21 protein-coding genes are annotated in these 23,538 nt (G+C 53.2%); 9 read left to right on the top strand and 12 right to left on the bottom strand.

Annotation, left to right across the window (positions count from 1 at the left end):
* Positions 1–888: 888 nt before the first annotated feature.
* The 11 genes from NST84_RS24640 to NST84_RS24690 all read right to left on the bottom strand — a co-directional run bounded on the left by NST84_RS24640 (position 889) and on the right by NST84_RS24690 (position 14,345).
* Positions 889–2,649 carry a beta-N-acetylglucosaminidase domain-containing protein gene (locus NST84_RS24640; RefSeq protein WP_342562735.1) on the bottom strand — a complete coding sequence of 587 codons (1,761 nt, stop codon included), beginning with the start codon at positions 2,647–2,649 and terminating at the stop codon, positions 889–891.
* A 24-nt stretch (positions 2,650–2,673) separates the two neighbouring features.
* Positions 2,674–4,407 carry a family 10 glycosylhydrolase gene (locus tag NST84_RS24645; protein WP_342562736.1) on the bottom strand — a complete coding sequence of 578 codons (1,734 nt, stop codon included), beginning with the start codon at positions 4,405–4,407 and terminating at the stop codon, positions 2,674–2,676.
* A 46-nt stretch (positions 4,408–4,453) separates the two neighbouring features.
* Positions 4,454–6,100, bottom strand: a complete 1,647-nt coding sequence (locus NST84_RS24650; protein ID WP_342562737.1) for an extracellular solute-binding protein — start codon at positions 6,098–6,100, stop codon at positions 4,454–4,456.
* A 34-nt stretch (positions 6,101–6,134) separates the two neighbouring features.
* Entirely contained in the window at positions 6,135–7,025 is an 891-nt protein-coding gene (locus NST84_RS24655) for a carbohydrate ABC transporter permease (RefSeq protein WP_342562738.1), read from the bottom strand.
* A gap of 27 nt (positions 7,026–7,052) precedes the next feature.
* Entirely contained in the window at positions 7,053–7,979 is a 927-nt protein-coding gene (locus tag NST84_RS24660) for an ABC transporter permease subunit (protein ID WP_342562739.1), read from the bottom strand.
* A 24-nt stretch (positions 7,980–8,003) separates the two neighbouring features.
* Positions 8,004–9,302 (bottom strand): 6-phospho-beta-glucosidase, encoded by a 1,299-nt coding sequence (locus NST84_RS24665; protein ID WP_342562740.1) that lies wholly within the window; start codon positions 9,300–9,302, stop codon positions 8,004–8,006.
* Positions 9,303–9,304: 2 nt separating this feature from the next.
* Positions 9,305–10,276 carry a BadF/BadG/BcrA/BcrD ATPase family protein gene (locus NST84_RS24670; protein ID WP_342562741.1) on the bottom strand — a complete coding sequence of 324 codons (972 nt, stop codon included), beginning with the start codon at positions 10,274–10,276 and terminating at the stop codon, positions 9,305–9,307.
* Between the two features lie 21 nt (positions 10,277–10,297).
* Positions 10,298–11,287, bottom strand: a complete 990-nt coding sequence (locus tag NST84_RS24675) for a LacI family DNA-binding transcriptional regulator (protein WP_342562742.1) — start codon at positions 11,285–11,287, stop codon at positions 10,298–10,300.
* A gap of 705 nt (positions 11,288–11,992) precedes the next feature.
* Positions 11,993–12,970 (bottom strand): LacI family DNA-binding transcriptional regulator, encoded by a 978-nt coding sequence (locus NST84_RS24680; protein WP_342562743.1) that lies wholly within the window; start codon positions 12,968–12,970, stop codon positions 11,993–11,995.
* A 233-nt stretch (positions 12,971–13,203) separates the two neighbouring features.
* Positions 13,204–13,965: a SagB/ThcOx family dehydrogenase gene (locus tag NST84_RS24685; RefSeq protein WP_342562744.1), complete on the bottom strand. Its 762-nt coding sequence runs from the start codon at positions 13,963–13,965 to the stop codon at positions 13,204–13,206.
* A 155-nt stretch (positions 13,966–14,120) separates the two neighbouring features.
* Complete coding sequence (locus NST84_RS24690) at positions 14,121–14,345, bottom strand: helix-turn-helix transcriptional regulator (protein WP_039876697.1); 225 nt, start codon at positions 14,343–14,345, stop codon at positions 14,121–14,123.
* Positions 14,346–14,650: 305 nt separating this feature from the next.
* On the opposite strand from NST84_RS24690, the gene NST84_RS24695 reads away from it, so the two are divergent.
* Both NST84_RS24695 and NST84_RS24700 read left to right on the top strand, forming a co-directional pair.
* Positions 14,651–15,133, top strand: a complete 483-nt coding sequence (locus NST84_RS24695) for a DUF2975 domain-containing protein (protein ID WP_342562745.1) — start codon at positions 14,651–14,653, stop codon at positions 15,131–15,133.
* 10 nt (positions 15,134–15,143) lie between these two features.
* The gene (locus tag NST84_RS24700; RefSeq protein WP_342562746.1) at positions 15,144–15,356 is read left to right on the top strand and encodes a helix-turn-helix transcriptional regulator; all 213 of its coding nucleotides are present in this window, start codon (positions 15,144–15,146) and stop codon (positions 15,354–15,356) included.
* A gap of 109 nt (positions 15,357–15,465) precedes the next feature.
* On the opposite strand, the gene NST84_RS24705 is transcribed toward NST84_RS24700, so the two are convergent.
* Entirely contained in the window at positions 15,466–15,651 is a 186-nt protein-coding gene (locus tag NST84_RS24705) for a hypothetical protein (protein WP_342562747.1), read from the bottom strand.
* 387 nt (positions 15,652–16,038) lie between these two features.
* Here NST84_RS24705 and efeO point away from each other — a divergent pair, with 387 nt between their 5' ends.
* From efeO to nagA, 7 genes are all read left to right on the top strand, one after another.
* The gene (gene efeO / locus NST84_RS24710) at positions 16,039–16,941 is read left to right on the top strand and encodes an iron uptake system protein EfeO (RefSeq protein ID WP_342562748.1); all 903 of its coding nucleotides are present in this window, start codon (positions 16,039–16,041) and stop codon (positions 16,939–16,941) included.
* Positions 16,942–16,946: 5 nt separating this feature from the next.
* On the top strand, positions 16,947–18,263 hold the full coding sequence (efeB, locus tag NST84_RS24715) for an iron uptake transporter deferrochelatase/peroxidase subunit (RefSeq protein WP_342562749.1): 1,317 nt from the start codon (positions 16,947–16,949) through the stop codon (positions 18,261–18,263).
* A gap of 98 nt (positions 18,264–18,361) precedes the next feature.
* On the top strand, positions 18,362–19,396 hold the full coding sequence (locus NST84_RS24720) for a hypothetical protein (RefSeq protein WP_342562750.1): 1,035 nt from the start codon (positions 18,362–18,364) through the stop codon (positions 19,394–19,396).
* A gap of 32 nt (positions 19,397–19,428) precedes the next feature.
* Positions 19,429–20,217 (top strand): FTR1 family protein, encoded by a 789-nt coding sequence (locus NST84_RS24725; protein ID WP_342562751.1) that lies wholly within the window; start codon positions 19,429–19,431, stop codon positions 20,215–20,217.
* A gap of 255 nt (positions 20,218–20,472) precedes the next feature.
* Positions 20,473–21,351 carry a MurR/RpiR family transcriptional regulator gene (locus NST84_RS24730; protein ID WP_342562752.1) on the top strand — a complete coding sequence of 293 codons (879 nt, stop codon included), beginning with the start codon at positions 20,473–20,475 and terminating at the stop codon, positions 21,349–21,351.
* Positions 21,351–22,079, top strand: a complete 729-nt coding sequence (nagB, locus tag NST84_RS24735; protein ID WP_342562753.1) for a glucosamine-6-phosphate deaminase — start codon at positions 21,351–21,353, stop codon at positions 22,077–22,079. The genes NST84_RS24730 and nagB overlap by 1 nt, the downstream gene beginning before the upstream one ends.
* Entirely contained in the window at positions 22,067–23,266 is a 1,200-nt protein-coding gene (nagA, locus tag NST84_RS24740; RefSeq protein ID WP_342562754.1) for an N-acetylglucosamine-6-phosphate deacetylase, read from the top strand. The genes nagB and nagA overlap by 13 nt, the downstream gene beginning before the upstream one ends.
* Positions 23,267–23,538 lie beyond the last annotated feature (272 nt).

The raw sequence follows: 23,538 nt of genomic DNA on the forward strand, positions 1-23,538 counted from the left end.
AGCTAAGTGGATTTTTGTATACTAATTTTCGCTAACTCTGGCTCGAGCGCAATCTAAGTGGATTTTTGCATACTAATACCTCACATGGTGGCTAAAACTAAGGTTTCTGCTCTAATTAAGTGACCTTTTTCCACCTAAATTCCCGTTTCAGGACTATACAGCTGAATTAGTGGTCATTTTTCCAACTAAATGCATTAGAGGAGGGAACAGTTTGCCTAGAACTCCCTTATTGACTGCCATCATGCTCTGCCCGTAGCCTTTTGCCCTTGGAATATGCTGCGGGCTGAGCTTTACCCAAGGGAGCGTGATTGGTATGAAGCCTTACCGGACTAACCGGAACCGGGCCTTGATCCGGCATCACAGAAACAGGGTCATTCAGCGAAAAAAACGATTGGCCGGCACGTCGGGCTGGAGCTTGGCGCATGACGGAAGCCTCAGCAAAGGAAAAATTCACTGCTCCTGCTACTGGTGCAGTGAAAAAACCAAGCGGCTTGGGTTTCCTAAACCGGAAGCTGCGAGGATTGCTGGCTGCCGGGAGCAGATTGCGGAAGTGAATGTTAGCCGTTGAAATGACAAGATCAGCCGGCCGGCAAAGTCAGCGTAATCGGCGGAATTAGTATGGTTGGCGGAGTCTTTCCGGTTACCGGGATTGGCCCGGGCAGCAGGAACGGCGCGGTTAGTGGCATCAACAGGTCCCCGGATAACAACGCTCCAAAAAGAAGGGTTATCCCGCGTCTGGGATAACCCTTGTTTCTTGCATAAAGACCTGTGAAATTGCATAGAGGCCTGTGAAACTCTGACCCCTCATTATACTTTCACCTCAAACAGCCTAACGTGCTCTACACCACATTCTGTCTGTTATCATTCTGTCTGTTAACATTCTGCCGGTTAACCTGCATCCTCAGCCTCCAAAGCCAGCCGGTAGCCGCTCTTTCCCTCCCGGACGGCCAGCCCCCAGGCTTCGGCTGCCCTCCAGGCCGGATCACTGCCCAGCCGGACCTTAAAGGCCTGACAGGCTTCGGCCCGCCGGCGCAATTCAGCACTGCTTCCGGGCTCAGCCGACTCTTTTCCGTCGCCATCCCCATTCCCGTTCCCGCCACCAGTCCCGGTAACCTTCCGCCGGACCGCTCTCCACAGCTCTACATCCGCCAGCGCTCTATCCAGCCACGGTCCTGCTTCAGCCTTAAACTTGCTGTTGTCCCATTGCAGTAACCGGGAGACAATGCTCTCAAGATGCTTGAAATACACATCAAGCCTGTCGATATCTTTGCTCTGCACAGCTTCTTTCAGTTCCTCATATCCGCCGCTGTAGAGCTGGCTGTTTAAATTCTGGCGGCAGAAGAACATCATCTCCTCTTCCAGCGCTCCGGCAAATTCCCGGACCGACAGCTCCCAGGACAGCTCCGGCATATAACGCTCGCTGTTCCACATATAGTGGGCCATTGTGTTCAGCGTGATTTTGGAACATTCCCATTGAACCATCGGGTTGGCGACTACTGCCTGATGTCCGGTGCGGCCAAGCTGTGAGTACCGTCCGCGTACCGGGTCCAGAAACAGCCGGTCATAGTCGGCATCATTAACGGGGATGTTATCCCACAGCCACAGCTCATGCCCGTAATGACGGTGATTATCCTGTGCGTGCCTGCTGCCGATTTGCGGGGCAAAGACGGAATAGCCGGTCCAGAATACCTTGATGCTTGCATGCAGCTGCTCCCGGATATCCCTTTTGTATCCGGTATCCCAATAGGACCAGTATTCCGAAGGGCACATCGCCAGCGTAAACTCCGGCAGCTGACTGTTCAGGTAAGTGAAAACACGGTTTGCCACATAAGCATGAGCCAGCCCGGAGCGCTCCAGATAATGAAAGTTATCCCCGGACAGCTCATAATCGATGTCATCCATCAGCAGGGCAAAATGCCGGACACCGATGGAGATCATCGCTGCCAGCTTATTTTCCAGACTGGCAAAATCCGCGCTGCTGCGAAACTGCAGATCGTTCCCCGGACTAATGCAATAATAGAAGTCCACCAGATGATCATCACATTCCTGCTTCAGCTCCGCAATCCGGGCAAAGGTATCCTCCGGATAAGGCTCACGCCACAGCTCACGGTGATAGGGGTCATCCTTGGGGGCATACATAAAAGTGTTCATCCGGTGAGCCGCCATATACTGTACAGCATCCTTCCGGTCCTCAAAGCTCCACGGTGTGCCATAGAATCCCTCAATGATGCCGCGGACCGGAAAAGAAGGCTCATCGTGTATGGCCGCCACCGGCAGCCTGCACTTGCCGTCTTCAATGCCCAGCAGCCGGTGCAAGGCGTCTATCCCGTACCTTAAGCCTCTTTTGTTGGAGGCGGCCATTGTTATTTTACCGTCCTTACTGATGTCCAGCCGATAACCGTCCGGCTTAAGCGTAGCCTCATACTCAAGCTCCAGAGTAACATTAGCAGGCTGACCCGGCTCCCCTCCTTCCGTCTCTTCAACAATTACAACCGGACCATCTTCTGCAAGCGGACTCCCGAGTTTCTGGGTCATGGAAAATTTCGATGACAGCTTGCACCGCAGCTGCTGCCCTTCCAGTATCAGCTCCTCACCCTGATCGTAATAGTCGCGGAAGTAATACTGCCGTTCTCTAAGCGGCATAACCATATTTACGCCTCCATTGCGTTACACTTAGTTGGTAATCTTCACATTCCCGAACACGGCCTTATTCCGTGAGTCATCTCCGGGATTACTGACGGCCAGGCCGATATACACCTTGCTCGTCATCGGAACCTGAACCGATCCGACCGTCTGCCAGCTTGTTCCGTTGGAGGAAATCGCCCCGGTGAAGGTATTTCCGCTCCGGGTCAGCTTCAGCCATTTAGGAGCCGTTGCAGCGGTAGTATGGTCGGCGGTAATACCGGTGGTCGCTGTACGGTACTGGAAGCTTGCGCCGTTCTCAGGAGTAAGCATCATATCGACATGCTTCGCATCATGATTAAGTGTCTCGCGGATCATGACTCCCGCCTTGGCCCAGCCGTCCAGACGGCTGAAGGACTGCACTTTGACCACAATCTCGGCATTGCCTCTCAGGGATTGATAAATATAGTTCAGCTGATCACCATTTCCCCAGATATCCGTAGAGCTGCTGCTCACTGTGAATTGCTTATTAGAGGAACTGTAAGTAACAGTCCCCGGCAGGGAACCGATATTCCGCGCCTTCCAGCCGGCCGGCAATTGGGCAGCATAGTCCTCATCCTCAGGTGACGTCCAGTCCGGTGTCGGCCAGGTTTCACGTTCATGGATTTTGATCAGCTCGGATTCCGGCCATGCCCCGTAAGCAAAGAAGGACAGCCGCTTTACGCCCGGGTAATTCTGGCGGATTCCCTGATAAATCTCCTGATATTGATCGTCGGTCCAGTCATTATCCAGCGTCGCGACAATTTCCGCACCGCTGCCGCTGATCCGGTCGCTCGTATCCTTCAGGATTCCGTAGGATGTGCTGTATACCCAGTCGCTGTTGAAATCCCAATCGTCAAAGTAAGCCATCGGGGCGACAAAATCGATATCATCCTTGAATTTGGCTACATTCTGCCCGACTTCCGTAAATTCAGGCGGCAAAATATACACGCCGAGCTGCACATCCGGGTTAGCGGACTGGTCAATATCCTCCCGGATATCCCCTACATACTCGCCAATCTGCTCTGTTCTCCATTCATTCCACTGCTGGCGCTTTGCCGAATCTGTATTGAAATTAATGGTGAGCGGGGAATAGCCGAACTGCGCCTGGTATTTTGCCACCGTGTAATCGCTGACGTCCATGTTGTAATTGTCGAAACGGATCCAGTCCAGCACAACCCCGTCAACATCATAATTATCGATTACTTCCTGAATGATGGAGCGTTCATACTGCTGCACTTCTGCGCGGATCGGATTAACAAAATATTCGTTGCCGTTCGAACCCTTAAACGGTATCCGAACCCCGTTAACCAGCGCCTGCATCTGCCACTCCGGGTGTTTCAGAAAGGCCTCCTGATCATGGAACTGCGGAATCCAGGCATGAACCTTGATCCCTGCGGCATGGGCAGCCGTAACTACCTCCTGCAGGGCATCGAAATTCTCATAGCCTTGGGCAATCGGCGCGATATCGCTCTGATAGAACACCCGGCCGGACGGGACCTCGTCATCCTCATCCTGCTTCACGTTCATGCTGATGACATCAACACCGTAGGTTTGGGACAGCGCGATGAAATTTGTGACATCCGTCTTGTTCTTGAACTGATTGACCGTCCGTACAATAACTTCTGTTTCAAAAGGAGTGTTGCTCTCCCCCGCTGCCTTGACAGGAGCAGAAGTGCCGATGACCGGCATAACCAATAAGAAGCTCAGCGCCGCAATGAATCTCTTTTTGAATCCAAATGTCATAATCCCGCCTCCGTAATAGTAGTCTTATTCAGCCTTCAAACAAGCATTATTTCGTCGCGTTAATTTTTTGCACATTCTCCTGCCACTTTTCAGTCTTGAACGCAAGCAGCTTATCCAGTCCGGCTTTATCGGCATTCTTTCTGGCCTTTTCCAGCGCTGACAGCACTTCTTCATCGGATTTCGCCTGCACCATCTGGGCAAAAGCCAGCGTATGAATATCCTGAATATTCTGCGCGATGATGCCGGTTTCTGTCTCCGGAACCGGATCGGTATTTACGAATTCCGTAATATCCAGCGCGGTCTTCCAGGTGACTGTCGATTGCGCCACCGTTTCCCACGACTTCTGGTTGGCGGAGAGCGAAGCCTCAAGGCTCATTTTGGCCGTATCGATAAAGGTTGTGTTGCCCGCCCAGTTGAAGTCCTCGAATTTGCGCATCGTTTCCGTACGCTCGTTGGCCGGCGTTGTCTTGTATTTCTCATTTGGAACCGGCGCCCCGTCCGCATCCTCTTCATCCCAGTACAGGCCTTTCGGACCGAAGAACAGCACCTTCTGCCCCTCCGGACCCGTGATCCAGTCAAAATAAGCGAAGATCGCCTCCGGATCCTTGGCTTTGGTCGTAATGACGTTTACGTTCCAGCCCAGCGTCTCAAATCCGCTGACAAACACCTTGTTTTTGTCCAGTCCCGCTTTGTGCACCGGCCAGATGATCTCATATCCGCTATCCGGATTGCCTGCTGTCAGTGCCCGGTGACCTTCGGCCCCGTACGTTGTGATATTGGATTCGACCATAACCGCTACACGCCCGGTATTTACCTTTTCTTTAACCGCATCCTGGGTCTGCTGCAGCGCATCCTGGGTGATCAGCCGTTCCCGGAACAGCTTGTTGATGTACAGCATCATCTCCTCGAACGCAGGATCATCATAGACCGGGAGCAGCTTGTCACCTTCCGGGTAGCCCATGAGCGAAATGAATTTGCTGGTGGCATTTTCCCGGAAACCTCCGTACATGATCTCCAGGCCAGCCCCCTTCTCACCGACCTCGAGCGGCACTACATCCGGATACTTGTCTCGTACCTGGAGCAAATATTGATACAGATCGTCGAAGGTTTCCAGCTTCGGTTTGCCGAGCGCATTGTATATATCCTTATTAACCATCCAGCCGCCGTTGCCGAATTGCCCTGAGGTGTACCAGTTCGGGATCTGATAGATCTTGCCGTCTTCCGAGCGGAGCAGGTTCAGGGTGGATTCTTTTACATATTTCTTGAAATTCGGATACTTCTCATAGTAATCGTCCAGCGCAACGAGTCTTCCCGCCTGCACCAGCCGTTCCACTGTGGATCCCCTGTCGGTGAAAATAACATCCGGCAAATCGCCGCTGACGATCATAGTGTTAAGCTTTTCGGCGGAGGCTCCCCCCGATTGCACCGGTTCAACGGTAACCTTCCGGTTCTCCTGAATCCAGCGGGTCGCCTCATTCTCCGCCCAGGGCGCTGTCGTCAGCCAGTCATAGTTGCCATAGAAGCTGAAGGTTACAGGTTTAATTCCGCTGCCGTCCTCCGCCACAGTTCCGGTATTCGAGGGCTCCCCGTTTGTATTTTGTGAAGATCCGGAATTTCCGCCTCCGCTGCAGGCCGTGAGCAGCAGCAGCAGGGAGAGCGACAGAAACGATACCCCTTTCAAGACATTGCGCATTGCGTTCCCTTCTTCCTACATAAGATGGAGACTGCTATTCTTTCAATGAACCAATCAGCACACCTTTAACGAAATATTTCTGGAGAAAAGGATACGTTAAAATAATCGGAATCGTAGCAATCATCATCGTCGCCATCGTCAGCGATTTCGTGGTAATCGTCCGGTTCCGGTTCATATGATCCAGGGCAATGGCATTCGAGGACCCGATTTCGGTCATAATGTTGGAGTTCATAATTTGCCGCAGCAGGGTCTGTATCGGCAGCAGATCATCCTTGGTAATGTAGATCGCCCCCGTAAACCAGTCGTTCCAGTAACCCACCGCCGTAAATAAAGCAATCGTGGCAAGCACCGGACCCGAGACCGGAATGACAATCCGGAAAAAGATGCCGTAGTTGCTGCAGCCGTCCATTTTTGCCGATTCCTCCAGCCCGTCAGGCAGCGCAGCGAAAAAGGTGCGGATGACAATCATGTTATAGACGCTGATGATGCCCGGGATAACCAGGACCCAGAAGGTGTCGAGCATCCCCAGAGAGCGGATCAGCATATAGGAGGGAATCAGCCCTCCGCTAAAAAACATCGTAATCATAAAAAACACCATATATTGCTTGCGGAACAGCAGTGTCTTTTTGGACATGCCGTAGGCTAACAGTGCCGTGAAGAAAACGGATAATGCCGTGCCGCTCAAGGTTCGCAGAATCGTAATCATGAATGAATTCAGCAGCCGGTGATCCTGAAACACAATATAATAGTTCTCCAGCGTATACGCTCTCGGCCACAGGGTTATGCCGCCGAGTGCCGTATCGCTTCCCTGATTAAAAGAGATGACCAGCGCATTCCAGAACGGGTAGAGCATGATCACCGACATCAGTGCCAAGAGGAGATAAATACTCCGCTGCATCATTTTGTCGCCCAGGCTTAGCCTCATTGTTCGCCCCTCCTATAGGTTACAGGTCTACCAGAGACTGACGTCGGCCTTGCGGGCGATTTTGTTGGCTGTTACCAGCAGAATTACACTGATTACCGCTTTGAACAGCCCTACCGCTGTCGCATAAGAGAATCTGGCATTAAGTATTCCAACACGGTACACATAGGTGTCGATAACATCGGAGTAAGGCCGCAGGATTGGATTGGTTGCCAGCAGCAAAATGTCTTCAAAGCCCGCACTGAGCAGATTGCCGATGGCCAGAATCATAAAGATGATAATGACAGGAGAAATACTGGGGAGTGTTATAGAAAAGATTTGCTTAAACCGGCTTGCGCCGTCGATCGAAGCGGCCTCATACATAGCGGGGTCAACACCGGCGATTGCAGCCAGGTAGACGATGCTCCCGAATCCAATCTCCTTCCACACATTGACGCTCACCAGAATGGACCAGAAGTACTCCGGTACTGCCAAAAAGTTCACCGGCTCCTGTATCAGGTTCAGCCGTTCCAGCAAAAAGTTCACCGTTCCGTTGTCCACAGACAGCAGCGAGAACACAAAGCCGGAGACAATGACCCAGGACAGGAAATAAGGCAGATAGCTGACGGTCTGGACAAAGCGTTTAAAGCCCATATTCCCGACTTCGTTCAGCATCAGGGCAAGCAGGATCGGAGCCGGAAAGGTGATAATAAGCTTGAGCAGGCTGATGACAATCGTATTGCGCATCACATTCCAGAACTCGGGCGCTTCGAAGAACATTCTAAAATGCATTAACCCGGCCCACGGGCTTTCCAGAATACCGTTAAAAATATCGTACTGCTGAAACGCCATTACCACGCCGTACATCGGGATATAACTGAATATGGCAACAAAAATAATTCCCGGCCAAACCATGGACTGCAAATCCAGCTGATTGGTCCATTTCTTCCATAAACCTGGTTTAACGGCCGCCTTCATCCGCTTCTCCTCCTCTGGCGCCAACTAGTTAAATAACGGCAGGTACGTTTTATTCTTCTCCAGCATTTCGTCCAGCAGCTGCTCCGCCACAGTGACCGAAGGCACCAGCGGATGATGGACCAATGCCTGCAGGGCAATATCGCGGTCTCCGTGTACGGCAGCCTCGATGGTCAGGCTCTCGTACTGCTTGACTGCGGCCAGCAGACCTCCGACGGACTGGGGAATCTTGCGCAGCGGAACCGGCAGCGGACCTTGCTTGGTCACTATACAGTTGACCTCAATCGAGGCATCGTCCGGCAGGAAGCTGATAATGCCGTTATTGCGCACATTCAGCGTCTGGATATCGCGGGCATCATTATAAATCGACCGCATCAGCAGGACTGCCGCCTCCGAGTAATAGGCCCCGCCGCGCTGCTCCAGCTGCTTCGGCTTCTCCTGCAGCTCTTCGTTCCGGTACAGCTCGAACAGCTCCTCTTCGACCCTCTTCACCACCTCGGCGCGCGAGCCGGTTGTGGCTGCCGTTTCCTTTTGCTCTGCCAGCATGGCGTCCGTCATATAGAAATAGCTCAGATAATAGGAGGGAATAGCCTTAAGCCCGTTCAGGAACCGGTGGTCCCAGGAATCAAACGGCACATTGCTTGCCTTATAGCTCTGGGGATAATCTATCAGCTCCTGCAGCTTGCTCTCTCCGTTCACCACAACATCGGATACCCAGTGCAGATGATTGATGCCGACAAATTCGGAGTAGATTTTCTCGGCCGGCAGGCCGAAGAAGCCGGAGAGCCATTTTTGAAAACCGATCGGCGAATTGCACAGGCCCACACTCTTAACCGACGAGTACTTGTGAACCGCCTCGGTGACCATGCCTGCAGGATTCGTAAAATTCAGCAGCCAGGCATCCGGTGCAAGCTCCTCAATATCCCTGCAGATATCCAGAATGACCGGGATCGTCCGCAAGCCCTTCATCATTCCTCCCGGGCCGGTCGTTTCCTGGCCGATGACATTGTACCGAAGCGGAATAAGCTCATCCCATTTGCGTGCTTCCAGCATGCCCACCCGGATTTGCGTGCAGACAAAATCCGCTCCGGCGACGGCCTCTCTGCGGTTAAGTGTTTCCACTACGGTAATAGGCAGCCCGGCCTTGGCAACCATACGCTTGCTCAGCTCCGCAATCGTATGCAGCTTCTCTTTCCCTTCCTCAATATCTACAAGCCATACTTCACCAACGGGCAGCTCATGGTGATGCATGATGATGCCTTCCATAAGCTCGGGCGTATACGATGATCCCGCTCCGATAACAACCAGCTTCAATGCCTCTTTCATGATCATAGCCCCTCTTCACCCTGTGATAGACGATCAAGAACCTCCTGATACACATTCATACCGCTGCTTTCCATTGCCAGAACGACCGATCCTACAACCGGCTCCCGGGTTAAAGCCCTTAAAGTGCCATTTGGAGCCAGTGGTTTCACTCTCTGCTCTATGGCCCGCCGGATGATGCCGGAGCGGTCCCCTTTGGACAGCAGGCTGCCTGCAAGGACAATGTCAAAGCTGTCCTGCTCCATAGATAATTTCCGGATTGTTGCAGCAGCGGCTAATCCCAGCTCATCCCCTTGCCTGGCCAGCAGCCCGGCGGCCACCTGGTCTCCTTCATCTGCCGCCTGAAACAGCAGCTCGGCTATACGGGGAGGCAGCTCCCTGTAATGATCCAGATAATCCTCTCTCATCTCTGAAACAGTGGTATAACCCAGTAAATGAATCAGACGTTCACTTAAAACCGTCTTGTCGCCTCTTCCATCATCTGCACGCAGAACGCTGCGGAACACCTCAACACTTAAATCATAGCCGCCGCCAAAATCACCGAACCGGTAGCCGAACCCGCCGCACTGGTATTCAGCTCCTTGCGGATTTTTCCCGGCGCAGTTCACACCGGAGCCGCAGATCAGCACGACTCCATAGCTCTTGTCTGTCCCGGAGCGCAGCGCATTCCAGGTATCGCAGGAAATCCCGGTCCGCGGATGGCCGAAGCGGCTGATCATCGGCCGCAAAATCTGAAAGTCCGTCTCCCGGTCCGCCCCTGCCAGACCGAACCAGGAGTACTCCAGCTGGTCCTTGGTCAGCCCCGATGCCTTAAGCGCTTCCGAGACGGCCTGCTGCAGACTGCTCTCTGCCTGCTCCCGGTTTTTCTGATGATTTCCGTTCCCTCCCCGGCCTGTGCCAATGACTGCACCCTGTTCATTGGCAATCATGGCGTACGTTTTACTGCCTCCTGCATCTACTCCCAAGTAATACTTCACAGATCCGTTCACTCCTACTGTTCAGGTTAATCTTACAGATGCAGTCGATTCCCGCACGAGAAGCTGAGGAGCAAGCTTGGTGACAGCGGGCGGCATCGCCTCTTCATTGATCCGTTTCATCAGCAGATCAACGCCGATGCTGCCCATTTGCGCTTCAGGCTGCCTGACCGTCGTCAGCCGCGGATAGAATTCACCTACGATCTGCTGATCATCAAAGCCGACCACCGAGATATCATGGGGAACGCGGATGCCCTCTTCCCGCAGCGCCTGCACCAGTCCCAGGGCAATAAAGTCATCCCCGCAAAAGAATGCCGTCGGCAGCTTATCCTCACGCATCCACCGCTTGGCTACCTCATAGCCTCCGCTGACCGTAAATCCGCAGGAATCTGTGCCGAAGGGCGCCAGCCCTGCTTCATCCAGCGCCTGGATAAAGCCCCGTTTGCGCTCCGCTACGCTCAGGAACACTGAAGGGCCGCCGATATAAGCAATCTGGGTGTGTCCAAGGCCAATCAGGTGCCGGGTAGCCTCATATCCTCCCAGAAAGTTGTCGACGACGACGCTGGGAACATCCTCATGCTGGAACTGGTTATCCAGCAGGACAAACGGAATGTTCTTCCGCTTCAGCTCTTCTACGTATTCCTTCTCCTCAAGCGGGGACAGCAGGATGATTCCGTCGACGCGGTCCTTCTGAAACAGAAAGTTTACGCCTTCCTCCTCATTTCCGGCAATGGACAGGGCCAGAAAATAACCCTGCTCTGCCAGCTTCCGGTTCACCACGCGAATCACCCGGTCATAGAAAGAGTCGTTAAAGTTGGTAATCGACATCCCGATGACCCCTGTCTTGCCGCGTACGAGACTCCGCGCCGCCGAATTGGGCGAATAATTCAATTCCTCCATGGCATTTAGCACTCTCTGCCTGTTGCTCTCACGTACAGATGGTGAGTTGTTAAGCACTCTGGATACGGTTACTACAGAGAGCCCCGACTTTTTGGCTACATCATGAATATTCATCTAAGCTTCCATGCCTCCTGATCCAAAAGTTTAAACGTTTTAACTTTTAGGGTAAAAAATGAGATTGATAAGTTTAGCTATAACTATACACCAACTAAAAAACCGTACATCACATGTGAGTCTCTCACTTTTTTAACAAGTATTAAAACCCTCACTAAAGTTAAAAGGTTTTTACTTTGAGATGATTTTACCTCCATTCCCAAACTTCGTCAATCCATAAATTGCAAAAAAGCCTTCCATCCTCCTGACGGAAGAGTGGAGGTTTGTAAGCGTTACCTATTGCGTGGTAGATAGAATCTTTAAGCGGGGCCTAATTTACAGGACCAGTTGAATATAATTTGAATTCGTTCATGTCAACGACGAATCCATATGTTTTCAAAATATCCAGACCGAGCAAGCCTTTATGGGTCTTGGGGAGAATTCCGACATCAACTTCAATATGTTGAAAATCGTATGAGACGAACCCGTATCTATAATGATATCTGTTATTGTCAGGCTTTTCCCGCGATAGCAGAGCGTTATTGAAGCAGTCAGGAGTTGCCCATCATAGGTTAAGTTCATGAGTTACGTCTCACTCTCATGAGAGGGTCTCTACGTAGATGAATAATGCATTCCTCATTGGAGGTATGTATCATAAATATTTTATCACTCTTTATCCGTTGCTGCACTTACTCCGAAAGTTTGATTCAACGAAATTCAGCCTCCCTACACCGTCCCCCGCTCAATAATCTCATAATCCAGCTTACGGTATACAGGCTGCCGGCTACCTGTACGGATCTGTTCGTGAATAATGCGGAAGGCGGCGGCGCCCATGTCGTAGAGATGGTTGTCGATGGTCGTAATGTCCAGTAGCCGGCCGATCGGCTGGTTGTCAAAGCCCATAACAGCAACATCCTCCGGGATACGCAGGCCATGCTTACGCGCCTCGATAATCAGGCCTGCCGCAACATGGTCGCCGGTCACAATGAACACCTCCGGCCGTTCCGCCATCTGAAGCAGCGAACGGGCAACTGCCGCCCCGTCCTCCTCCTGCATGCAGTCAAACACCATCCATTCCTGCCGGAAGGGCAGTCCGTGTTCAGCAAGAAAAGCATGAAAAGCCGTCTGCCGGATCGAGGCGCTGCTGCCGTTCTGCCGGCCCTCGCAGTAGCCGATTTTGCGGTAGCCTTTATCTTTTAAGTACTCCAGCCCATGCCGGAAAGCCGCATAATGCTCAATATACACAGAGGAAAAACGCCGCTCCCCGCTGTCCTGGCAGCTTACAACCGGCCCGTACTCCGTATACTCCTCAATGACCTCCGGCTGCAGTGCCGTCGACACAACGACCACACCGTCAATCTCTTTATTGCGCAGCATCTCCAGCACTTTCAGTTCTTCATCCGGGTCATAGTTGCTCTGGCAGAGAATCAGCCGGTACTGCGCCAGCAGCGCCTCATGGGCCAGCCCGTCCATCACCACCGAGAAATAGAACAGATTAATATACGGCAAAATCACCGCAACCGTCCCCGTCCGCCCGGTACTCAGATGCACCGCATTCATATTCCGCGCATAGTTCAGGTGCTCTATTGTCTGGAGCACAGCGGCCCTCTTCGTCTCACTCACATAAGGATGATTATTCAGCACCCGCGATACAGTCGTAACGGAAACACCGGCGATGCGGGCGATTTCTTTGATATTAGCCATTCGACCAGCTTCCTCCTGACATTAGGCATATACTGGTTTTATTTTACCACACCGCCTCCTTAAATTTTCCCCCGATAAAAAAGCTTGCTATGGAACGCATTTCATACTTTAGACTGGATGTGTAACAGCTTACCGGATTAAACCGGCGTTACCGAAAGGGCGTGACGGACCGGTTAAGTTATCCTTTCCGCCGAATGAGGCGGTTTTTTTATTACAGGGCTTTTTGCAGGCAGCTATTCCCGTTTCTTCCCGACCGCACCAAGATAGATCACGAACTCTTCCTCACCGTCTAACCCCAGCACCTCATCAATCAGCTTTTGATCATAGATTCCAATGGCACAGGCGCCTGCACCGATAGATTCACTGGACAGATACAGGTTCTGGCAGACATGCCCCACATCGATGAGGATTTTTTTGTGAGCCGATATATCATACTTCCATTCAGAGCGGTACGGTGTAGTACTCCACGCAAACAGCACAGCCGCCTTCTTCGCAAAATTAGGGACAAACGGCTGATCCAAAGTAATAGCGTCAACCTTCTGCTCGATCTGTTCCAATTCAAACATAAACAAGAGCTTGTGCCCGGCAGGCAGGTACCTGTAAATCCCTTGCTTCACACCCTCCACCCGCATAATCAGTAAATAGGTTTCAAAAGTATGCGTCGCCCCGCTGCAGGGTACCGTCCGCAAGGTAAGCCCATTAGGGTTCATCCCCGTAATGCCCTGGGTGGCCCATAATAAATAAGACAATTCATCCAGGCTTAGCGTTTCCGCAGAATAGAATCTTGTACTTCTTCGCTGATCTATGCAATCAAAAATATTTTCCTTACGCACAACGTCCCTGCTGACTTCCGGCAAATCAATGATTGGCGAGTCCGGATGATAGGATTTAACAATTGGCGGTTGGGCAACTCCCTTGATCTTGTCTGTTTTTATATGTTTGAATTCATGAAAATTGGATTTTAGAAATTGCCGTTCCTGCTCGTATCTTGCCATTTAAAGACCCTCCTAAATTTACAGTCGTGATTTTAATGTATCACGTTATGTGAAATAGTTTGTGATGGGAATCACAAACTAACCAACAAAAAACCTCCCCCCACCCCGAAAGATAAGAGAAGGCTTAAACGTGTCACTGCAGCAGACAAGGTCAGCTATATTTTCAGCTCCCCAAGCTTGATCAGCTCGACAACCGCTTGCGAACGGCCTTTAACGTTTAACTTTTGCATGACGTTGGAGATATGGTTGCGGACCGTTTTTTCGCTGATAAATAACAATCCGGCAATATCCCGTGTAGTTTTGTCCTGCACTAGGAGCTCGAATACTTCGCGCTCACGATGCGTTAACAGAAATTTGCTGTGATGATCGTTCCCCTTCAATGGTGTCACCCCTCCTTGCCCTGGGTTTGTTTGGTATAACAAGGTAAAGGGATACAGTCAAAACATACTATGTATGCGCAATGTCAATGGTGCGGTTGCTGACCTAAATTGGGCGGGGGCAAATGACCTGCCGGGGACAAGCTTAGTATAAATCGTACAGCAAATTGCACAGCAACACTGCCCATCACTACTCAAATAATCATTATAACAACAATAAATTATTATTTTTCACTATTAATTTATTGTAATACAATAAATACTGTGTTAAATTAAGATCAAAATTACACATAAGTGAGGGGCTTGTTATGGAACGTGGATCCACACTCTTTTTGAAGGTGGCGCTTATTCTCATCAGTATTCCGGTGCTGGCGCTCTGCATCTTTCTGGTACCTGAAATCGCAGCTTTCACCGGCGAGCTGTATCCGGATCATTCTTACCTGAAGGTGCTGGTATTCGCCGATTTGTATGCGTCAGCGCTGCCTTTCTTCTTTGCGCTGTATCAGGCGTTTAAGCTGTTAAGCTACATTGACCGGAACAAGGCTTTTTCGGAGCTGTCTGTACAGGCGTTAAAGAAGATTAAATATTGTGCCCTGGCCTTCAGTGCGGTGTATGTGCTGGGTATGCCACTCTTTTATCTGCTGGCGGAGAAGGATGATGCCCCGGGGATTATCGTGATCGGGATGGTGCTGGTTTTTGCCGGGATGGTGATTGCCGTCTTTGCCGCCGTGCTCCAGAAGCTGCTTAAAGACGCGATCGAACTAAAATCAGAGATTGACCTGACGGTCTGAGGTGACGACAATGGCGATAATCGTAAATATTGATGTGATGCTGGCTAAGCGGAAAATGAGCGTAACCGAGCTGTCGGAGCGGGTGGGCATTACGATGGCTAACCTGTCGATCCTCAAAAACGGCAAAGCCAAAGCAGTGCGGCTATCTACACTGGAGGCCATATGCAAGGCGCTTGACTGCCAGCCCGGGGATATTCTTGAATATAGAAGCGACGAGGCATAGGATATGATCTAAAAAATAAAAGACCGCAGCACCGGAAGCTCTCCGGGTTGGCGGTCTTTTGCTCTAAGTGGGTTAAAGTGAATGGCTTATCTATTCTCTTCAGCCGGTATCAGTGGTAAATGACCGACTTGATCCGGGATTGCTCTTCATAAGTTAGCGGGCTGGCTGACTGCGGCGTGTGCAGATGCTTCTGCACGGTGTACTCCATGTTCAGATAATCATCCTCTCCTGAAGCCGCCTGCGGCTGCCAAAATCCGATGACCTTATTCTTGAATTCCTTAAGGGTTTCCAGCATTACCTTCATCCTCCTTGAGCGATGAAATCATAAATTCATAACTATTTTGTTTACGCTTTCATTATAACATATTCCAAGGATGTGTCCACTGGTAAAAGACATTATTTTGCGTTTTTTATTTGATATTATAACGTTTCAAAAGGGAAATGTGTATTTAAAGAGGACTAATGTTCCTGTACAGGAGACACTTTATTTTATACAAAAGTTTCCCTTCCTGGTTGAGAATATACCACGCATTTCTAACAGGTTATGCACTTTAATCAGAGCCTGCCGGTTTACAGTTGTGAGAAACATCATATTTTTTTATTGACAGTCCCCATGTCCAGATTTATGATAAGTCCAGCTTAATTGATAATGGTTCTCATCTAATACTAAGGGGTGTTCTGATTGAAATTTAGTTATGCTGTTCCCGCCGGTCTGCTCGCGGCTTCCATCCTGTTCGCCGGATGCTCAAGCAATGACAACAATGCCGGCAGCAATCCGGGAAATGAGGCAACTGAGAGTAGCAGCACGGCAACTAATGCCCCCGCCTCCACTACTGAAACCTCCGCAGCGGCAGACGCTGTAGACTTAACTTCTGCCATAGAGCAGTACCGGAACTACGTAATCGAGCAATGCGACGAGTTCGTTAAGCAGACTGAAAGCTTCACTACGGCGGTCAAGGCCGGGCAGCTGGAGGAGGCCAAGGCGCTGTACGCTCCTGCCCGCATGTACTATGAACGGATCGAGCCGATTGCTGAAGCACTGGGCGACCTTGATCCGAATATTGATGCCCGGGAAAATGATGTCGACCCTGCCGACTGGCGCGGCTTCCATAAGCTTGAACAGGCGCTCTGGCAAAACGGGATCACTGACGGTATGAACGATACTGCCGACCGGCTGCTGAAGGATGCCCAGCTGCTGCGTGCCAAGGTAGAAACCACAGATATCGACGCTACCCTGCTCGTTACCGGTGCCGTCGGCCTGCTGAACGAAGTCTCCTCCTCCAAGGTTACTGGTGAAGAGGAACGTTACTCTCACACAGACCTGTATGATTTTGTAGCCAATGTTGAGGGTGCACAGAAAATCTACGAGCTGCTGAAGCCGGAGCTGGCCAAAAAAGATCCTGCCCTGGAGCAGACAATCGGCGAACGGTTCACCTCCCTGCTGGACGAGCTCGCCCCGTTCAAATCGGGTGACGGCTATGTCTCCTATGAAACCCTGGAGGAAGATGAAATCCGCAAGCTGAGCCAGAGCCTCGATGCCTTGGCTGAGCCGCTGTCCAATATGGGTACTATTCTGGGAGTGTGACCGGCATGAAGAAAAAAGTGAAGTTTGTAACACCTTCGACTGAACAGGAACAACAGAGTGAACCTTTATTGGAACAGAAACTAAGCCGCCGCGATATACTGCGGCTTACCGGTGTCGGCGGACTCGGGCTGCTGCTCGGCGGAACCGGCGCAGGCAGCCTCATGGCCGCCCGCAAACCGGCCGCTCCCGGACCTGCTGCTGCGCAGGCCTCCGGCGATGCCATCCCTTTTTACGGAAGCCATCAGAGCGGCATTCTGACCCCGGCACAAAATTTCATCTGCTTTGCGGCCTTTGATCTGACAACCGTCAAGCTTGCCGATGTAAAAAAGCTGATGCAGGACTGGACCGCTGCCGCTGCTGCCCTGACCTCAGGCGGACTGATCGGCAGCGTTAATGATAATCCAAATCTGCCCCCGTCGGATACGGGAGAGGCTGACGGCTTATCGCCTTCCAAATGCACCATTACCTTCGGGGCGGGGCCTGCCTTATTTGACGGACGGTTCGGACTGGCTTCCAGACGTCCGGCCACACTTGCCGATCTCCCGGCTTTTGCCGGAGATGCGCTGGAACCGCAGTGGTGCGGCGGCGATCTATGCGTTCAAGCCTGCGCCGATGATCTGCAGGTAGCCTTTCACGCCATCCGCAATCTGGCCCGCATCGCCCGGGGCACAGCGGTGCTGCGCTGGACCCAGGAGGGTTTTCAGCGGACCGGCAGCGCTGATCCCAAAGGCGGGACGCCGCGCAATCTGCTCGGCTTCAAAGATGGAACCGGCAATCCCGATGTCACTGATGCGGCTGCCATGCGGGAGATTGTATGGAGCGGCAGCGGTGACGGTCCCGCCTGGATGAACGGCGGCACTTATATGGCCGTCCGCCGTGTGCAGCTGCGCATCGAGGTATGGGACCGCTCGACGCTTAGCGACCAGGAGACGACGTTTGGCCGCTACCGGCAAAGCGGCGCTCCAATCGGGTCCAAGGATGAATTCGACGAGCTGGACCTTGAAGCCAAGGACCGCAGCGGCCGGCCGGTTGTGCCTGCCAACTCACACAGCGCACTGTCCCATGGCGACGGCTCGGTCAAAATCCTCCGCCGCTCCTATTCTTATTCCAGCGGCATGAATCTCAAGACAGGCCAGCTGGATGCCGGGCTGCTGTTCATCAGTTTCCAGAAGGATCTGGTCAAGCAGTTCGTCAGCATCCAGCAGCGCCTGGCCAAAAGTGACAAGCTGAACGAATACATTCTCCATACCGGCAGCGCTGTCTTCGCCTGCTTCCCGGGTGTCCGGGAGGGCGGGTATATCGGGGAGACATTGCTGGGCTGAGTGCAGCCGGTGAGGCTAGTGCCGGATGCAGCGGGTGAGGATGCAGCCATCCCGGCGCTGCGCCCGGCACGGATAAATGATGACAGGGGGACTCCGGAGTGGGATGGAATATACAGAGAAAGTGGGGCCTGATGCTGGCCGCCGCGCTTTTAGGCGGCCTGCTTCTGCTGCTGCCGGGGAGACCGGCAGCCTTTGCGGCGGCGGACCCGCCGCTCGACGAGCTGCTGCCGCCGGTCGGCAGCGCGCTCGTGGAAGCCGGCCAGGGCCGCTGGGACGCGGCCGCCGCCGATGTAGAAGCGTTCGCGGCGCTGTGGCGCACCGCGAACGAAGGCACGCCGGACCCGGCACTTGCCGGTCCGGCTGCTGCCGTTGACGCCGCGCTTGAAGCGGCGGCGACTGCCCTTGATGCGGGCGGAGACGCGCCCGCATCAGAAGCATTGTCCACGCTGGCCAAAAGCGTGGACAGCTACGTCACTGCCGCGTCCGGCGGCAGTGACGTAAGCGCCGCGGGGCGCGCAGCCGCGGCGAAGCTGCTGCCCGCGGCCCGGGCCACGCGGGACGCAGCGCGCAGCGGCGACTGGACGGCGGCGGCAGAAGCCTACCGTACCGTCGTGAACAGCTGGGCGCCGGCGGAGCGCGGCATCCGGATTGACAATCCAGCCGTCTACGCCCTGCTGGAGACCAAAATCAGCCTGCTGCGGATCGCGCTGCAGGCCGAGCCGCTGCGCACGGAGGCAGCGGCCGCGGAATCGGAGGCCTTGTACACGGCGCTGTCCGATTACAGTGAAGGCAAAGCTGTGAGCACAGGAGCAGCTTCAGCAGAACCTGCCTCGATTGCAGGACTGGTCAGCTACCTGAATCAGGCCACAGCTAAGGCAAAGGCCGGAGACAGCTCCGGTGCGGCCGCAATCATGGAGCAGTTCATTGCCGCCTGGCCCTCAGCCGAAGGCCAGGTACAGATTGCCTCGCCCAAGGTATATACCCATATTGAGAACGAAAGCGCAGAGGTCACAGGCAATCTGCTCTCAGTCCCGCCCAAGCTTGAGCATGCGCTGGCTGTAATGGATAACATGCTCAGCGAGCTGACTCGCTGGCCGGAGAGACAAGCTATACCGCCTGGGATGCCGGCCTGATCCTGCTGCGCGAAGGTCTTGAGGCCATCCTTGTGCTCTCTGCCCTGCTGTCCTATCTCAAAAGAGAAGGCGGCCCTGGTACGCAGCGCTGGATCTGGTCAGGCGCTGCATCGGGTCTGATCCTCAGTATTGGTCTGGCTGTTCTGCTTAGCTATACGATTTCACAGGCTGCCTCAGGGAGCGCCCGCGAGCTGATTGAGGGAATTACCGGCCTCGTTGCGGTTGCAATGATGCTCACCATCGGACGCTGGCTGCACAGCAAATCGAATACTGCAGCCTGGAATCAATACGTCGGCCGCCAGGTTAACGGCGCTTTGGCCAAAGGCAGCCTGTGGTCTTTGTTCGCCGTGGCCCTGCTGGCGGTGCTGCGTGAAGGCGCGGAGACGACGATTTTTTATGCCGGGATGGCTTCTTCTATTGCAGTCTCCCAGCTGCTGCTGGGGATCGGAGCCGCATTAGCCATACTTATTGTTATCGGCTATGCCATTATTGTGCTGAGCGCCAGACTGCCTCTGGCCGCCTTCTTCCGTGTAGCCAGTCTGCTGATCTACTACCTCGTGTTCCGGTTCCTTGGCGAGAGCATCCACTCCCTGCAGGTCGCGGGTAAACTGCCGGCACATGTGGAAAATGGACTTCCTTCCGTAAGCTGGCTTGGGCTGTTCCCGACCTGGGAAACGCTGCTGCCCCAGATCCTGATCCTGGTGTTTATCGTCTGGGGATGCTGCGCGGCAAAAACAAACAGAATACACGTACCGCCAGCTAATATTGCTTCATGCCCGGTCTCGGATGACGCAAGGGTTGCAGGAGCGGAGAATCATTAACGGAAAGTTACCGGAGATTCTCCGCTTTTTTGTGTGCATTCAACCCACCCACGTTCAGTCATGCCGATCACCTATTTTACACTTATATAGACTTCAATTGTGTTATTGCTCTGGTTAAAGTACTTCTTGCATCCGGAGACAATTTGTTTTATTCTGGTTATGAAAATAATTTTCTTATTATATATACATTTTATTAAAATAATTTCAATGTTCAATCTGATCCCGGATCACTCTACAGAAAAGAAGGTGGAGCTATTGTCTCCTATACTTCATGCCCTGGAGCATGAGCAGGCAAGCTTCTCTCAAATGGAGCGCAAGCTGGCGGAACGTATTTTGTCATCTCCCGGTGAGATCGTCCATATGGGAATTACAGAGCTGGCGGAGCAATGCGGGGTTAGCCCCGCTACAATTACACGTTTTTGCAAGGTGCTGCATTTCAAGGGTTTTCCCGATTTCAAAGTCAAGCTGGCGGCAGAGATTGCCCATGGCGATGCTTTGCCGCAGGACGGAAGCTCCTCCTATCAGGACATTGTTGCCGGGAACCCGCTGTCCGTCATTGTTGAAGCTATGCAGGCCAATCACCTGACCTCGATCAGGGATACAACGGCGCTGCTTGATCTGGAGCGGCTGCAAAGCGCGGTTGATCTGCTCTGCAATGCCCGCCGGGTCGATCTGTACGGGATGGCCACCTCGTCGATTGTCGCGCAGGATTTCTATCAGAAGCTGGTGCGTATAGGAGTGAATTGTACTGCTTTTGCCGATTCGCATATGCAGATTACTTCCGCCTCTTCCCTCGCCAAGGGCGATGTGGCGTTTGCCGTGTCCTATTCGGGGGAAACACCGGAGACGATTGATGCCCTCAGCTGTGCCAGAGACAGCGGCGCCTCCACGATTTCGCTTACTTCATACGGCAGCAGCACACTTGCAGCACTGGCTGACATTCCCCTGTTCTCTTCCTCACTGGAAAAAGGGATGCGCCGGGGGGATATGGCTTCACGGATCGCCCAGCTGCATATTATCGATATTTTGTTCACCGGCATGGTCAGCACCCGGTTCGGGGACTTCATTCCCAAGCTGGAGCAGTCTTATCTGAATGTCCAACATTACCGTCATAAACGGGGAGGTCAATCCTAATGAACATACTTACTTTTAAAAGCCAGGAAGATTTCGCGGAAACCGGTGCTAACCTGATCGTCAGCCTGCTGCAGAGCAATCCCAGAGCCGTACTCGGCCTTGCTACCGGCAGCTCTCCGGTCCCTGTCTATGCCAGACTGGTGGAAATGCACCGCAAAGGGCTGGTCAGCTTCGCCAAAGCCTCCTCCTACAATCTGGATGAATATGTCGGCTTGCCTGAAGGCCATCCCCAGAGCTACCGCAGCTTTATGAATGAGCACCTGTTTAATCATGTCGACATCGACCTTACCCGCACCCATGTGCCTAACGGGAATGCACCGGATCTCGCAGCGGAATGTCTGGCTTACGACCGGATGCTCGAGGATAACGGTCCGGTTGACCTGCAGATTCTTGGCATCGGCAGCAATGGCCATATCGGCTTTAATGAGCCGGATGCCAGCCTCAGCAGCGGCACCCATGTAGTGGATTTGCTGGACGAAACCCGGGAAGCCAATGCCCGCTTCTTTGATAAGCTGGACGATGTGCCCCGCCAGGCAGTGACTATGGGCATCGGCGGCATTCTCAAAGCACGGCAGATTGTCCTGCTGGTACGCGGGGAAGAAAAGGCGGAAGCCGTCCGTAACGCGCTGGAAGGTCCGATTACCACCCAGTGTCCCGCTTCACTTCTGCAGAGCCATCCCAATGTCGTCGTGCTGCTGGACGAAGGAGCTGCCAAATGGCTGAAATAATTAAGGAAGCAGAACTCACCGGATACCTGCTCTACGGCAGGGTACTGACTCCGTCCGGGCTTATAGCGGAAGGTGTCATTGCCGTCTCAGAGGAGGCCATCCATTACGCAGGCGAAGCCGCCTGGCTGCCGGCCGCCTATGCCGGCTGGCCTGTAAGCGTTACTGAGCGCAGCGGTCTGCTGATTCCCGGATTTGTCGATGTGCATGTGCACGGCGGTGCCGGATATGACTTCATGTACAGCGACAGCAAGGCGCTGGACACCATTACCGGGTTCCATGCCTCGCAGGGGACGACAACGATGCTGGCCACAACGATGACCGCCGCCAAACCGGAAATCGACAAGGTACTGGCGGAGGTCCACGCTTATCGCGGGGCCGGAATGCCTTACGCCCAGGTGGCCGGCGTTCATCTGGAGGGTCCGTTCATCAGCCAGAAATGGCCCGGTGCGCAGAATCCTGAGCACATCGTCCCGGCCAATATCGGCTGGCTGGAGGCTTGGGAGCAGCAGTATCCCGGGCTGATCCGCCAGGTCACGCTTGCCCCGGAACGCGAAGGGGCGCTGGAGGCTGTCTCCTGGCTGCGCACACATGGTATAACGGCAGCATTAGGCCACACCAATGCCACCTTTGAGGAAGTTATCGCTGCTGCCGATGCCGGACTGAATCAGGCAGTGCACATGTACAACGCCATGACACCGCTCCATCACCGCAAGCCGGGCACCGCCGGAGCTGTAATGTCCGACGACCGGATCCGGGCCGAGATCATTGCCGACGGAATCCATGTTCATCCGGCGGCCATTCAGATCGTGTCCCGGCTAAAAAACAATGCCAACCTGCTGCTGATCACCGACGCCATGTCCGCAACCGGGCTGGATGACGGTGAATACACCATCGGCGATCTGCCCGTGCTGGTCAGCGGCGGTGTAGCTACGCTGAAGGAGCATCCTGAAGCGCTGGCCGGAAGCACACTGACGATGATCCGCGGCTTCCGCTATCTGGTTCAGGAGGTGGGACTCAGCCTGGAGCAAGCCTCGCAGGCTGCCAGCCTTACACCTGCAGTATCACTTGGCATGCAGCGCTCGATAGGTACACTTGAGGCCGGCAAACGCGGGGACATCCTGCTGCTGGATGACCAGCTTGAACTGCAGCGCGTCTGGATCGGCGGCCGGGAGATCTTAGCGGAGTGACCATCGGGGTGACCTTTGGGGCGATCTATATGTAGGCCATTAGGTAGACTCTGGAGCAATCTCATTTACAAACCTTTTGGTGACCTAAGAGACGTTTGGGAGAGTTGTTGGTATATGTAACATATAAAAGCTTCGTCTAACGGGTCTGCGTTGCATGAAATAGCATGCTTCTGTAAATAAACTTAAATAACAAGAGCAGCGGTTGTCCCTGTCCAGTCGGGATAGCCGCTGCTCTATTTTATTGGCTGGTTTTTTCATCCAGCTTATAAAAC

This window comes from Paenibacillus sp. FSL R7-0345 (assembly GCF_038595055.1).
GTDB lineage: Bacteria > Bacillota > Bacilli > Paenibacillales > Paenibacillaceae > Paenibacillus_AQ.